13 protein-coding genes and 1 tRNA gene are annotated in these 13,747 nt (G+C 36.1%); 12 read left to right on the top strand and 2 right to left on the bottom strand.

The window, feature by feature from the left end; all coding sequences use genetic code 11:
• Window positions 1-15 precede the first annotated feature (15 nt).
• On the top strand, window positions 16-1,149 hold the full coding sequence (locus tag ACYQ3L_RS01305; RefSeq protein WP_379998257.1) for a hypothetical protein: 1,134 nt from the start codon (window positions 16-18) through the stop codon (window positions 1,147-1,149).
• Window positions 1,150-1,154: 5 nt separating this feature from the next.
• On the opposite strand, the gene ACYQ3L_RS01300 is transcribed toward ACYQ3L_RS01305, so the two are convergent.
• Window positions 1,155-2,903, bottom strand: coding sequence for a DNA polymerase III subunit gamma/tau (locus tag ACYQ3L_RS01300; RefSeq protein WP_379998259.1), 1,749 nt, complete (start codon window positions 2,901-2,903; stop codon window positions 1,155-1,157).
• Between the two features lie 225 nt (window positions 2,904-3,128).
• Between ACYQ3L_RS01300 and ACYQ3L_RS01295 the strand changes: the two genes are divergently transcribed.
• The 11 genes from ACYQ3L_RS01295 to ACYQ3L_RS01245 all read left to right on the top strand — a co-directional run bounded on the left by ACYQ3L_RS01295 (window position 3,129) and on the right by ACYQ3L_RS01245 (window position 10,918).
• Window positions 3,129-3,210 (top strand) — tRNA-Leu (locus ACYQ3L_RS01295).
• Between the two features lie 273 nt (window positions 3,211-3,483).
• Window positions 3,484-4,728: a site-specific integrase gene (locus ACYQ3L_RS01290; protein WP_459952251.1), complete on the top strand. Its 1,245-nt coding sequence runs from the start codon at window positions 3,484-3,486 to the stop codon at window positions 4,726-4,728.
• 2 nt (window positions 4,729-4,730) lie between these two features.
• Window positions 4,731-5,243, top strand: coding sequence for an ORF6N domain-containing protein (locus ACYQ3L_RS01285; protein WP_379998263.1), 513 nt, complete (start codon window positions 4,731-4,733; stop codon window positions 5,241-5,243).
• Between the two features lie 30 nt (window positions 5,244-5,273).
• Window positions 5,274-5,399, top strand: coding sequence for a hypothetical protein (locus ACYQ3L_RS01280; protein ID WP_379998265.1), 126 nt, complete (start codon window positions 5,274-5,276; stop codon window positions 5,397-5,399).
• 74 nt (window positions 5,400-5,473) lie between these two features.
• The gene (locus tag ACYQ3L_RS01275; protein WP_379998267.1) at window positions 5,474-5,746 is read left to right on the top strand and encodes a helix-turn-helix domain-containing protein; all 273 of its coding nucleotides are present in this window, start codon (window positions 5,474-5,476) and stop codon (window positions 5,744-5,746) included.
• A gap of 28 nt (window positions 5,747-5,774) precedes the next feature.
• Complete coding sequence (locus tag ACYQ3L_RS01270; RefSeq protein WP_379998269.1) at window positions 5,775-6,071, top strand: helix-turn-helix domain-containing protein; 297 nt, start codon at window positions 5,775-5,777, stop codon at window positions 6,069-6,071.
• A 47-nt stretch (window positions 6,072-6,118) separates the two neighbouring features.
• Complete coding sequence (locus ACYQ3L_RS01265; protein ID WP_379998271.1) at window positions 6,119-6,424, top strand: helix-turn-helix domain-containing protein; 306 nt, start codon at window positions 6,119-6,121, stop codon at window positions 6,422-6,424.
• Complete coding sequence (locus tag ACYQ3L_RS01260) at window positions 6,421-6,711, top strand: helix-turn-helix domain-containing protein (RefSeq protein WP_379998273.1); 291 nt, start codon at window positions 6,421-6,423, stop codon at window positions 6,709-6,711. Before ACYQ3L_RS01265 ends, ACYQ3L_RS01260 begins: the two co-directional genes overlap by 4 nt.
• Window positions 6,712-7,524: 813 nt before the next feature.
• Window positions 7,525-8,718 carry a site-specific integrase gene (locus ACYQ3L_RS01255; RefSeq protein ID WP_379998275.1) on the top strand — a complete coding sequence of 398 codons (1,194 nt, stop codon included), beginning with the start codon at window positions 7,525-7,527 and terminating at the stop codon, window positions 8,716-8,718.
• 158 nt (window positions 8,719-8,876) lie between these two features.
• Entirely contained in the window at window positions 8,877-9,587 is a 711-nt protein-coding gene (locus ACYQ3L_RS01250; protein WP_379998277.1) for a hypothetical protein, read from the top strand.
• A gap of 137 nt (window positions 9,588-9,724) precedes the next feature.
• On the top strand, window positions 9,725-10,918 hold the full coding sequence (locus ACYQ3L_RS01245; protein WP_379998279.1) for a site-specific integrase: 1,194 nt from the start codon (window positions 9,725-9,727) through the stop codon (window positions 10,916-10,918).
• A gap of 1,468 nt (window positions 10,919-12,386) precedes the next feature.
• Here ACYQ3L_RS01245 and ACYQ3L_RS01240 read toward each other — a convergent pair.
• Window positions 12,387-13,715 (bottom strand): hypothetical protein, encoded by a 1,329-nt coding sequence (locus tag ACYQ3L_RS01240; RefSeq protein WP_379998281.1) that lies wholly within the window; start codon window positions 13,713-13,715, stop codon window positions 12,387-12,389.
• Window positions 13,716-13,747: the final 32 nt, after the last annotated feature.

Genomic DNA, 13,747 nt, shown 5'->3' with positions numbered 1-13,747 from the left:
ATAAAATAAAGGGATATGGCTGATAACGAAAACAAATGTCCGCTTTGCGGAAAAAGCACAAACGAAGGGGAAATCTTTTGTGGCGACTGTCAGGAAATTGCTCATAATGCATATCCGGAAGAATTACTGTCTAATAAAGGAGATTCAGAATCGCTGTCCGGAGAAGGGGAGAAGGCTAATCCGGAGATGGAAAAAGAAGATATGTCTTATGAAGAAAAGCCAATAGATAAAAGTATAGAGGAGAATTTGCAGCGGGCTTCCCTTTCCAGAAGCAATAAGAAGTTGTTTATTTTTGTCGCTGTAGGGTTAGTGTTTATGCTGTTGTTAGGTACCGGGGGTATTTTTATGAAGAACAAAGACGAGGAGGCGACAGAATCTGCATACTGGAATAAATGTATTGAGGAAAATACACCTTTAAGTTATTCCAAATACCTTGTTCATTACCCCGAAGGAAAATACAGTGGCGAAGCTCAGGATAAAATAATGGAACTACGGGAGAAGGAACGAAATGAATGGGAAGCTCTTCGCAAATCGGGAAATATTGATGCTCTTTTTTCTTTTTTGGCAGACCATCCGCAAACTCCATATGAAAGGCAAATAAAGCATGTCGTGGATTCACTCAGTTGGCTTCAGGTGATGGAACAGAATACGGCGGATGCTTACCAGGCTTACCTCGACAATGTAAAAATAGGACGTTTTACGGGAGAATATGAGGATGTGGCGGAAGGAAGACACGATTATCTGATCCAGCTAAAGGCTGTTGAGGGTGATGAGTTGAAGGATGTGGAGAAAGTATTGTCCGGCTTTTTCAAAGCTCTTTCATCAGTGAATAACAAAGAAATACAAAAGTATTCGGCATCTGTGTTGCTTAAATTTTTTGATAAGGAGAATCAGCCTGATACAGTGATTGCGGATTCCTTGAAAGCAGATTTTAAAAACAGGAAGATAAAAAGCATTTCCTATACATTACCTCCTAATCTGCCGGAGATTATCAAGGATAATAAAGGCATCTATTTTACCACACTGTCCGTAAAGCTTGAAACTACATTTGCCGACAGGAAAAAGAAGAAGCAAAGTGCAGAGCGTATATTCAATATAGAACTGGATGGGGAGAAGCGAGTCCGGTCGATGTATCAGAAGGGGAAGTGATCGTTTTATGAAAGCTCCAGACCGAATTCGTCTTTTAACCGGCGGAGACTTTCATTCTCTTCCATCATCAAATTGAATTTCTCTGCCGGCGTAAAGGCGAGTTTCTTCTCATTATCCTCACTTATACGGACTTGCATTTTTATATGGGTATTGCGAAGTTGTGTCCTCAATTTCACCAGAATATCCATTCTGTGCTCCAGCAATCGCTGTTCCTGCACAGGGTTATTCACTACAACCTCAAATAATGTATTTTCTATGAGATTTGGCAAGCAGTTGAGCATTGTGTTCTTCAGATGATGCTCTTCTGTCAGGGCTTCGGCAAATGCTTTCCATTCATTGATGAGTTGCAGGGGGCTGAATCGTTCATTTAAGGATTCAATCTTCTCTTCCACTTTTGCCTCCACTTCTTTTTTCTGTCCAAAGGCCGAAATGGAGATTCCCAGTCCTCCGGGATATGTGGGTTTTGGAGCGCTTGCGGTTGTTGTATTACTTGTGGCTTGCGGCGTGTCAGGAATATTCCTTGTTACGGGTGCTGTGGCGGGCCGGCTGTTTTGGGGAGGTGTTGCAGGCTGATTCGGGGCAGGAGCCTGTTTGGCTTCCTGTTTCGAAAATATGGGATCAATTACCTGCTTTTTTTTTTGATCTTCCAAACCTGTTTGAGGTGAAGATAGTTGGCATAGCCTTATGACGGTCAGATCGGAGAGTAGCCGTTTATTCCGGCTTAGCCTGTAATTGAGGTCACTTTCGTTTACTATATCTATTGCTTTGTAGAGAAATTCATTGTTGCATTTCCTTGCAGTTTCGATGTATCTGTCCCGGATAGAAGCACCGACCTCAAACAATTCAGCGGTTTTCGGGTCTTTGCATAGGAGTAGGTCTCTGAAATGAGACGCAATACCAGTGATGACATTATTACCATCAAAGCCCTTACTTAATATCTCGTTTAATATGAGCAGGCTGTCTACGACATTGCTGGCAAGTATGCAATCGGTAAGCCTGAAATAATATTCATAATCCAGTACATTGAGATTTTCAATGACCGCCTTGTATGTTACATTTCCTCCGGTGAAACTAACCACCTGGTCAAAGATAGATAATGCATCGCGCATTCCCCCATCGGCTTTTTGAGCAAGTACATTCAGTGCTTCCGGTTCAGTCTGCACATTTTCCTGAGAAGCGACATATTGAAGATGTTCGACAGTATCTTTTATTGTAATACGGCTGAAATCATATATTTGGCAACGGGACAAAATAGTAGGCAGTATTTTATGCTTTTCCGTTGTTGCAAGGATAAAGATAGCATGATGCGGGGGCTCTTCCAATGTTTTAAGGAAAGCATTGAAAGCTGCTTGCGAAAGCATATGTACCTCGTCGATAATATATACCTTGTATTTTCCTATTTGGGGAGGTATGCGCACCTGCTCTATCAGTGAACGGATATCGTCGACCGAGTTGTTGGATGCGGCATCGAGTTCATGGATATTAAAAGAGCGTTGCTCGTTGAACGCAACACAGGATTCGCATTGATTGCATGCTTCGCCGTCAGCTGCGGGTGAAAGACAGTTGATAGTTTTAGCAAAGATACGGGCACAGGTTGTTTTTCCTACTCCACGCGGGCCGCAGAAAAGATAGGCATGTGCCAGTTTTCCTGAAGCGATCGCATTTTTGAGAGTAGTGGTCAATGCGCGTTGCCCGACAACCGAGTTGAAGGTCATAGGGCGGTACTTACGTGCTGAAACTATATAGTTATCCATCTCAATTTCTTCTTTAGCAGGACAAAGCTATGAAAAAAAACGGAAAGAAAAAAGCTAAAATTTTCCAGATGGCATTAACTTGAAAATTGTTCGTCTGCTATGAATTTTGAAGCTCTTTTCTAATTTATATTCTCTTATTTTTGTCTAAAATTCTATTTTTTGCAAGTAAAGCATTGTTATTAGAAAAATAATTATACCTTTGTACCCGCTAAAGCAATTGGCTATGCGGATGTGGCGTAATTGGTAGCCGCGCCAGACTTAGGATCTGGTGCCGTGAGGCGTGGGGGTTCGAGTCCCTTCATCCGCACTAGGCCGAAAGGCAAAACAAAGCAAATCCTTGAAAATCAGTTGGTTTTCAAGGATTTTTTTATTCCCTGAATTTTACGAAAACAGCAAAATAATGCATTTTTGAGCATTATTCCATAGCCAATTCGTAGCCAAGAATTATTTTTCAGTTTTGGCTACGAATTGGCTACGAGAATGACTTCAATTCACTGTTATACAATGTCTTGCGTAGGGTTGGTTTAATGTTAAAAAAGTAATTTTACAACAACAAAAAATCAATTTTATGGAAACAAAAATGACAAAACAACGAAACACTTTTAATGTAGTCTGCTTAATCAGAAAAAACAGGGTGATGAAAAACGGACAGGTCCCTCTATTTATTCGTATTACTGTCAACAGTAATGTGGCCGACATTCCAATTGGTGGCAGTGTAAATCCCTCTCAGTGGAGTCAGGCACAAGGGAAAACAAGAGGTAGCAGTAGAGAGGCACAAGAGTTGAATTATAATATTCAATCCGTAAAATCCCGGATTCATCAAATCTTTTGTGACCTTGGGTTAGCCGCTAAGCCTATCACGGCACAGATTATAAAAGATATCTATTTAGGAAACCACAAAGACGAAGAAGATGGTAGAACTCTAGTTGAAGTACACTCCGATCACAATGAACGGTGCAGGCAATTATTAAATATCGAATATGCGCAATCAACCATTTATAAGTTTGACGCCTCGCTGAAATACCTGAAAGAATTTATGGATAAGGAATTAGACATGGAAGATATTCCTCTAAAGAATATTAATGAAGACTTTATCCGCAAATATGAACTGTACCTAAAGACAGAAAAGGGGTGTTGCAATAACTCCGCTATCAAACATCTAAAAATCTTTAAGAAGATCATTCGAATAGCAATACTTAATGATTGGCTGCATAAAGACCCATTTGCTTCAATTAAGTTTCGTCAGGATGAAGTTCATGTAGAATTCTTAACTATGTGTGAACTGGAAACTCTCATTAATAAAGAGATTTCTACAAAGCGACTATCGCAAATCAGGGATGTATTTGTGTTTTGCTCTTTTACGGGATTAGCATTCGTTGATGTAAAGAATCTGAAAGAGGAGCATATTATAAGAAACGGCAACGATGAAGTATGGATTCGCAAGCCTCGTGAAAAAACGAATAATATGTGTAATATCCCTCTATTAAATATTCCGAAGATGTTATTAGAGAAATACAAGGATGATAAAGGGTGCCAATTGAAAGGTCAGCTTCTTCCGGTTCCTACAAATCAAAAATATAATACATATTTGAAAGAGGTGGCTGATTTATGTGGTATAAACAAGAGACTGACAGCGCATTGCAGCAGGCACACATTTGCCACATCGGTTACGCTAGCTAATAAAGTAACGATGGAAAATGTCGCCAAAATGCTAGGACATTCTTCTACCCGCATGACGCAGCACTATGCAAAGATTTTAGACCAGAGCATTTTGGAGGATATGATGAATGTAGATAGTAAAATTTCTAACCTTAAATTACAGTAATCATGGAGTTACAAATAATTCAGAATAAAATACATGAAATTAGAGGAGCTAAAGTATTATTGGACTTTGACCTTGCAGAAATGTATAATGTAAAAACTAAAGCCTTAAAGCAGGCTGTAAGACGGAATATAAAGCGATTTCCATTTCCCGATTTCATGTTTGAGCTATCAGAATCTGAATGGATTGAACTGGTCACAAATTGTGACCGGTTGCCTGAAACACTCAAACATAGTTCAGTATTCCCCTTTGCTTTTACAGAGCAAGGAGTTGCCATGTTATCCAGTATTTTACGCAGTGATGTAGCCATTGAAATAAATATCGCTATTATGCGAGCTTTTGTTACACTCCGTCAATATGCTTTAGGATATGCAGAACTTCATCAAAAACTAGAAACTTTTATGATTGAGACCAATATGCAGTTTAATGACATTTATCAGGTGTTGACTGAATTGGCAAGTAAGAAGGAATTAGAAAATACGCCAAGAAAGAGAGTCGGATTTGTAAGGGATGAATAACCTTGAAGCTGCAAATTTCATTCTCAAAATATGAAAAATAACTGGTCGTCACGATCAGTTATTTTTTTGGGGGGACGAGACAGAATAACCAGCTACGACAAATTACGACAGAACGCGACAAATCACGACAATGCTCTGAAATTCAATAATCTGTAATGCTTTTGATCTTATATTCGCTTTTGATTTGCAAATCATCAAATGTTATGTATTGTTTAACTAAAAAGTTCATTATGGAAACAACGAACATAGATAAGGTTGTATTTGAAGCCATGATATTAAAGGTCAGAAATTTTAAGAATAGAATTGAATCATTATGCAGTAAGTATAAAAACAAAGGACTGGATCAGTGGCTCGACAATCAGGATGTATGCTTAATCCTTAATATCTCTCCCCGTACCTTACAGACCTATAGAGATACAAGAAAAGTGAGTTTCAGCCGGATTAATAATAAAATTTATTATAAGGTTTCAGATATTGAAGAACTTCTGAAGTCATGTAAATGAAAGAGTAAAAACATATAATAAAAATATTATGGAAGAATTAATTACAAAACGCAACAAGGATGTTGTTACATTTTTTGAAAGCTTGGAAGAGCTAATTGCTTGTTTAGAAGATACTTTCGAAGAAACCAGACCGTTACTTAATGCAGAGCGTTATCTTACAGATAAGGAGGTTGCAGAAATATTGAAAGTCAGTCGCAGAACCTTGCAGGATTATCGTAATCAAGGAGTGCTTTCTTACATATTGTTGGGTGGAAAAGTCTTGTATAAAGAATCTGATCTGGAAAAGACATTAAACAGTAATTATATCAAAGCCTTTCAGAACTAAATAAATACTGTTAATAATATTCATCTCACAATTTAAATAAAGAAACTATGGAAGAAGAATTTATCATGATTAAAAAAAACGTTTTTAATAAAATGCTGTATCGTATAAATCACCTCGAAGGATATGTCAAAATATTATGTTTAAGGCATACTCCGCCTGATTTATTAACATGGTTAGACACACAACAAGTTTGTTCAATTTTAAGTATTGGTCCTAAAGCGTTGCAAAAGTACCGGGATGCTGGCAAAATCGGATTCTCACAAGTGGGAAGAAAGAATTTTTACCTAAAAAGTGATATAGAAGTATTTTTAAAAACAATAGTTAAAGCAAAAAATAAATATAATAAACTATGAAAAGAATAGCTGAAAATGATGCTAGAGTTTTCTATTTCTTCAACTCTATTGATCGTATATTGAATCAACTCAGAACTCTTTCCAAAGACTGTAAACTAGGGTTAAACGGTGACCGTTATATGACTGATGAAGAATTGTCAAAATATTTGAGAGTAAACCGACGTACATTAACAGATTATCGTAAAAATGGAGTATTGCCTTATATAAATTTTGGTGGTAAGACTTTATATAAAGAATCTGAAATTCAGGAAATCTTGGATAAATCTTATTCTCCTAAAAGAAAATAATTGAGGCTCATTACATCATGTGATCAATAAAATTTTAATCAATGATAAAATATCCTGCTACTAGAATTCGGCAGGATATTTTATTTAAAACAAGCACAACTTCCAACCCATCTTTCTCCTAAATCTCGACTGATAGTATAAGCATTTATTTCGTCTTCATCATCCTATTTTGTTAAATTAAAGGTCTTCTGCACGAAAACCTACCCCATTATATATCTTAATGTTCAGTTTATTTTTCAATAGCAATTAATACAACGGTTTCTTTGTCTTAGAGTTTTCTCAAATATTTCAGATATCACGGTTGAAAAGATCTATTCATTTATCTAAAGTAGGACAATAATGCCCATAACATTAATTACTAAAAGAGATTATAATTGAGATAAAGTATCCTCCTCATTTATATTCATAAGGTCTTTTTTTTTAATATTTAACTTATATTTATCCACTTTACATTTAGCTTTCAAATACTTATTTATCAGTTTTGTATAGGTTTTTCAGCTCTGGAAATATACCCTACTTCCCTCAATGGTAATAGGTTTTCTATGTTATTCAGTATATGAAGAAAAAGTCATCAATTTAACACATATTGAAATGCCCTAAAATAGAGATAAGTAGACATTTTTAGGGACTGAAAGGCCTGGTTCTGCCTGGGACTACACACGATGAATAATAAACAGAAAGTAGTTTTCAGGAATTCTACAAGAAGCACAAAATCAATCGATTGATTGTTTTAACGATTAATAGTTAAAATCGATTTTTCCATGAGTTTACACTTGTTCGTTTGACTATTGTTTAACTACAAACAATTGAGTCATGAGAGCATCCATTAAAATTTTCCAACGTAACAATTACAGTACAAAAGATGGTAAACGTCAGTTGTGTTTAAGGTACACATCTTTTAGACAAACAACTTTTATAGGGTTAGGTATATCTGTTCATCCCAGACACTGGAGCCAAAAGCGTTCAATGGTTCTGTCGGGGGAAAGAAACTATTTACATTACAACCGCATTATTGAAGAAGAATACTGCAAAGCCGAGAACATCCTTCTGGCTCATTTCTATAAGCCCTTATCCACCAAAGAATTTGTTGATAAATTCCGGGATAAGTATTATGGCAATACAGATTTTTATGTTTTTATAGAAAAAGAACTGGAATTGCTCCAATCTACCCGTGCAAAGCAAACCCTCTCCAATTACCGTAACCTGCTCAATAAGATGAAGGAATGGAAATCCATACTGACCTTCAACGAAATCACCCTTGAATTTATCCAACGTTTTCATGATCATGAAATTAAGGAAGGTAACTTGCTGTCCACGATCTATAAGAAGCATGCAAACTTTAAATTTCTGTTGGGTTTGGCCATTGATAAAGAACAACTTGTAAAGAATCCTTACGAAAAATTTGAGATCAAGAAAATCACGAAGGCACAGAACAACGATGTACTGACAGAAGAAGAGCTGAAGATATTGCAGCAAGCATATGACGCAGAGCAATATACAGAAGGCAAGCGTGAGGTGTTAAGGGATTTCTTGTTTAGCTGCTACACCAGTTTATCTTATGCCGAATTTCATAATGTTACTTACGATGATTTAAAGCCTGTAAGACTAAAAAAAGAAAATACAGAAGAAATGTATCAATTGCTCAGCAATGAGCGTCAGAAAACGGGCGTACCATATAAAATACCCATAGTTTCGCCCGTCGTAGAGCTGCTAATGGAACGAAAAGCCGGAGATACGGATACTTCCCGGAAGATCTTTTTGCCTTTGGCCAATCAGCCTACCAACAGATACCTTAAGGAAATAATGAAGGATCTGGGAATTAATAAGACGATGACTTTCCACCGGGCCCGGCACACCTTCCGAACGATAGCTGCGAAAAAAGGTGTCAGAGATTCAATAGCCGAGCGTACCATGGGGCATGCAGAAGGTAATGACATCCAGGATATATATACTCACCTGCATGATGAAGATATTGTCCGGGAGATGTTAGATAAATGGGTTGTATGAGCTTGTAAAGCAGACCCGACACGAGGCTAATAATACATAAAGGCATAGGTTTTAGACCTATGCCTTTTTTTCTGGCAATTAAAATGCGCTGCAGAAATGATGTCCAGTCGGTACAAATCATTATATTTGGAGAAAATGTATATAAAACAATAATAACAATGCAAGCAAAAGATATTCTATACCTGAAATTGCGATATAGCTTTGAATCCTCTACAGGAAGTTCTTATATGGAAGGTTTTGATTGTTACACACAATATGCAATTGATGTCTACGGATGTGATTCCGCAGATATTGACGAAGATACGAAGGAAGTCTTAATCGGAAAAGCTCGGGTGTCTTTGTTCTATCTAGGATATCTCATCAATAACGGACTTCTTTTGGAAGATCTCCTATCGAATTCGAGTAGTGATGCATGTGGATATGTCGGTGATTTTATCATGGACAGAAAAACCGGAGAGTTAAAACCTGAATTTGACGAATTGCTTGCTGAGAATGGTAATTTTAACGTCTTGTATATAAATGATATCGTTCTGTTTCCTGAATATCGGGGTTACGGCTATGGAAAATTCATCATAAAGGACATCCTCTGCCGGTTTGACGGTACTGTAGGCTTGGTGCTTGCCATTGTGTATCCATTGCAGTTAGATACATCCTCTATGCAACCTGCAATGCAATATCACCGGATGGATCAGGACCTTGAATATTCTTCATTTAAGCTTTATGGATATTTTCTGGATCTTGGGTTTGAGCAGGTCGAAAGGACGAATTATTTTTATATTAATCCTTGTAAAGTCAATGAAAAGCTGAATGCGATTGATTTGGAACAGCTTTTTGATGAAGAGTATTATGGTAATATATTAAAACAGTAACCATGCACAGGATATATTTATGTTAACTACGACAAATTACGACAAATAGAGACAAATCGCGTAAGTTAATATCCTCATGTATTTCTTTTATTTATATATGTGGCATTTTTTATTCATTAACAATCAATGTAATCAGAATGAAAGCCACATTAAAAGTAATACAACGTCTCAGTCACGAAGCAAAAGACGGCACGTGCCCGGTTTGCCTGAGGTATACATCCTACAGGCGTGTCACTTACATCGGTCTGAATATATCAGTACATCCGAAGCATTGGAGTGATAACAAAAAAATGGTTTTGGCTAGCCACAGGGACCATTTACTATACAATAGGATTATACAGGAGCAATACACGAAAGCACAGACAATTATCCGGGACCACTTTATTAAGCCATTGCGAGTTGGAGTGTTTCTGAACAAGTTTAAAGATAAACTATATGGCAATACAGATTTTTATGTTTTTGCGGAGAATGAACTGAGGTTTTTGGAATTAACCAGAGCCAAACGCACAATAGCCAATTATCGTAATTTTCTTAACAAGATGCAAAAATGGAAACCTGTCCTGACTTTCGATGCAATTACACTGGACTATATAAAGAAGTTTCATGAATACGAAATCCAATCCGGGAATTTGTTGAATACTATTTATAAAAAACATTCCAACTTTAAATTTTTTCTGGGGATTGCTGTCGATAAAGGAATCCTGGATAAGAACCCTTATTCTAAATTTAAAATTAAAAAGATTACCCAGGCTCAAAACAATGATATACTAAATGAGGATGAATTAAAAATATTGCAGAAAGCTTATGATTTAGGTAAATATAAAGGCGGTAGACGTGAAGTGTTAAGAGGCTTCCTCTTTAGTTGTTACACTTCTTTGTCTTATGCAGAGTTTTATAATGTCACCTATGATGATTTGAAGCCCGTTGTGCTGAAAGAAGATAAGAATGATGATATATGTCTTTTATTGAGTAATAATCGTCTTAAAACGGGTGTAAAGTATAAAATACCAATAGTCTCTTCCGTGGTAGAATCCTTATTGGAACGAAAGAATAAAAAAACATATCTGCCAATATTTTACCCTTTATCTAATTGGCGAACCAATCAGCATCTGAAAGAGATAATTGCAGAATTGAGTATTAACAAGACGATTACTTTCCATCGGGCCCGGCATACCTTCCGGACCATAGCAGCGAAAAGAGGCATTAGGGATGGTATTGCCGAACGTATTATGGGGCATGCAATAGGCAATAATATACAGGATATTTATATGCACCTGGATGATGAAGATATCGTAGCGGAGATGAAAGCTAAATGGATCGTAGCTCCATAATTGCAATATAAGCTACAGGAAAGAACCGTATTGCTTGTCTGTATAGTTTGTGTCATACTCTTATTTATGATGTTAAATAAGAGTATGACAATTTATTTAACAATTATACCAGTAGACTGTAAAATTTCATTTTCTGCCAATAAAGCAATCGTATTTTTCTCCTATTTTTGCCGGCTTTCTTTTTAATATATTTATATCAACTCAAATAAAACTGATAAATATCCATCAAGCATAATACAAACTGCAAACAAAATCTTTCTAAAAGATGGCTAGACTCAAGGAAGTATTTTTACAAATATAAAAATACCAAATATATAGTATGTTATTTGTGTCGTTAAAAAAAACAAATAATAGCTTTTTTAGTCGATTTCTTATAAGTTCCTTTAGGCTGATAATTGAATCTGTAGATTGTTTTACAAAACAGTTGTTATTTTTTGTTTCATCAGGTGTGTAGTCTGTAATTTAGAAGATATTGTAATCTAAGAAAAAAGAATACGACCGTATAATAGTCTAAATTTTGTGTAAATTGAAAATGGAATATCTTGTTATTAATGTTATAATAGCGAATAATATTTTCAACCTTTTCTATTTTGGGGTGGCGTACATGTAAACAATTTATTGAATAATGGACGCTTCCGAATGTATTCCACGGTATCGAAACCCTTGCCCTCTTTCAGAATATCAACTAATCCCCAATATGAAAGGAAACAGTCAAAAGTACGCCAGCAACTATAAAGAATGATATTACTGTATGGAAAAGATGGGGAGGAAAATGTTATATTATAATTGGAAAATATCAAGGATTATCATCTCCAAGTGAAAATATTGATTATATTGAGATTTCAAATGCTGGTAATATTGTAATTGCTTATGATTCTATAAATATTAATCGATTGAATATCAAATGTGGTAATCAAATACAAGTAAATAGCATCAATTACATATTTAAGATATATAAAACTTCAGATTGGGATCTATTTGATCATGAGTATTTTGATATTAATAGTATATATGGTTATATCTCTGTGGATATTAAAGAAAACTCTGTTACAAAAGATGGTGAATTATTAAAAAGAGGTAATCTTTTTGGTTGGTAATGTATATATATCTTAAAGGACTTCTAAGTTTCTATAATACGTTATCCTCAGACACATTGCCCCCGCTTAATCTTTCGATAGTGGGGCAATTATATATCCTAATATGATTTTTATAGCATGACGTTCTCGTGTACACAAAAACACATCTTGCATTACAAAATAAACAAGACTTTTTAAGCCACAGGAAACCCATGTACAAATGCACATGTACATGTACATTATGGCAAAATACCACATGGCAATATAGTATAAACACATTTGTACATATTGAATAAATATATTTTGACATGATGAAAAGTTTACAATCAGCTATTAATTTTGTACGGACAAAAACACATCTTCATTACGAAATAAACTTGAGCGGATATATATCATATTCTCCTCCCTTTTTTCCTATTAAGATCATCTTTGGTTAATACTTGATTTATATTGCCAGATTGGGTTGGAGCGATTAGAAATCGGTTCAATTCTTTGTCATAAAAAAGACTACTGTTTGAATAGATTTTGCTCCCGCTTTTTACTTCTAAAAATGTTTGCGACCCACCACTGTATAGATTTCGAACTTGTTCAAATGTCAGATTTACTTTCCCTGTCAATATTTTTTCAAGCCTCTCGTTAAAGCTGTAAATATTCTTTCCATTCTTTATTTCCATAGGAACCAAGTTCTTTATCCCGGCATTTCGGTTAGCCAGTACCGCTTTCAGGCAGAAATCGGGATTTTTTAAGAACACAGGCACAACCGCCATAGCTTTGTAAGTATTCTTTATAGCAGACAAACATAACTCCTCATTGATTTGTTTTGGCGGAGCGTAAGCCAATAGAATCCCGTCTAAGGCTATGGCCTTTTCTGTCATCTCCTTACTTTTATATAAATTGGGAAAATGCTTATAGGCATTATGATCCCATTCAAAGAGCTTATCACACATACCGGCGGACATCACCTCTTTGTTTACGATTGTCTTTGCCATAGCTTCCCCGCTAACGGACATTTTATTAAATTGCCGGATTACTTCATTACAAATGAAAGTATAAGGTATATGTGCTAATACATGGTAACTTTCATTTTTAGTGTCATCAACCGCTCCTTTAACAGCCATACGGCATAACTCCTCACTTTTAAATTTGAAAGGCACATACTGCAGGGCCATATAGTCATTTTCAACAGCCTTTAGGCATATTCCGGCATTCAATCTTTCCTGAGGTATATATTGCAAGGTATTCCCTTCTATACATACACAGGAGTCAATAGTATCTTTGGATAGCATATAATCCGGTATATGACGTATATTATAAGGATCTATCCTTATTGCTTCCCGGCATACCCCTACAGTCTTTCTATAATCGGGCAACAATTCCAGTGAATTATAACCTATGAACTCCATATCTTCAAACTGCTGTTTCATCAATTCACTCAACCTGAGCCTGGGTATCTGTTCAAAAGATTGTTTAATGCCCAGTTTGTCGAATTCCGGCTGATCCATATATGCACTCAGGTTCCTTATCTTATTCTGAAAAATAAAAACGACAGGCTCCTTACTTTTACTAAACCGCTGAAAATAATTAACCATGTTTTCCTTGTTGCCATCAGCGATAAATCCCATATGGTTCAACTGGTCGATCCGGTGCTTTGCATCAATTGCCGGTGCATCACAGATCAGGAAATAATAATTTTTTTCCTGTATGTCTATATTTGTTTCCATGATTTTTTGTCAGATAAATGTGAATAATCGGA

It is taken from the genome of Dysgonomonas termitidis, from assembly GCF_054657735.1.
Note: the sequence above shows the minus strand (reverse complement) of the source record. Positions and strands in the feature narration are given on the sequence as shown.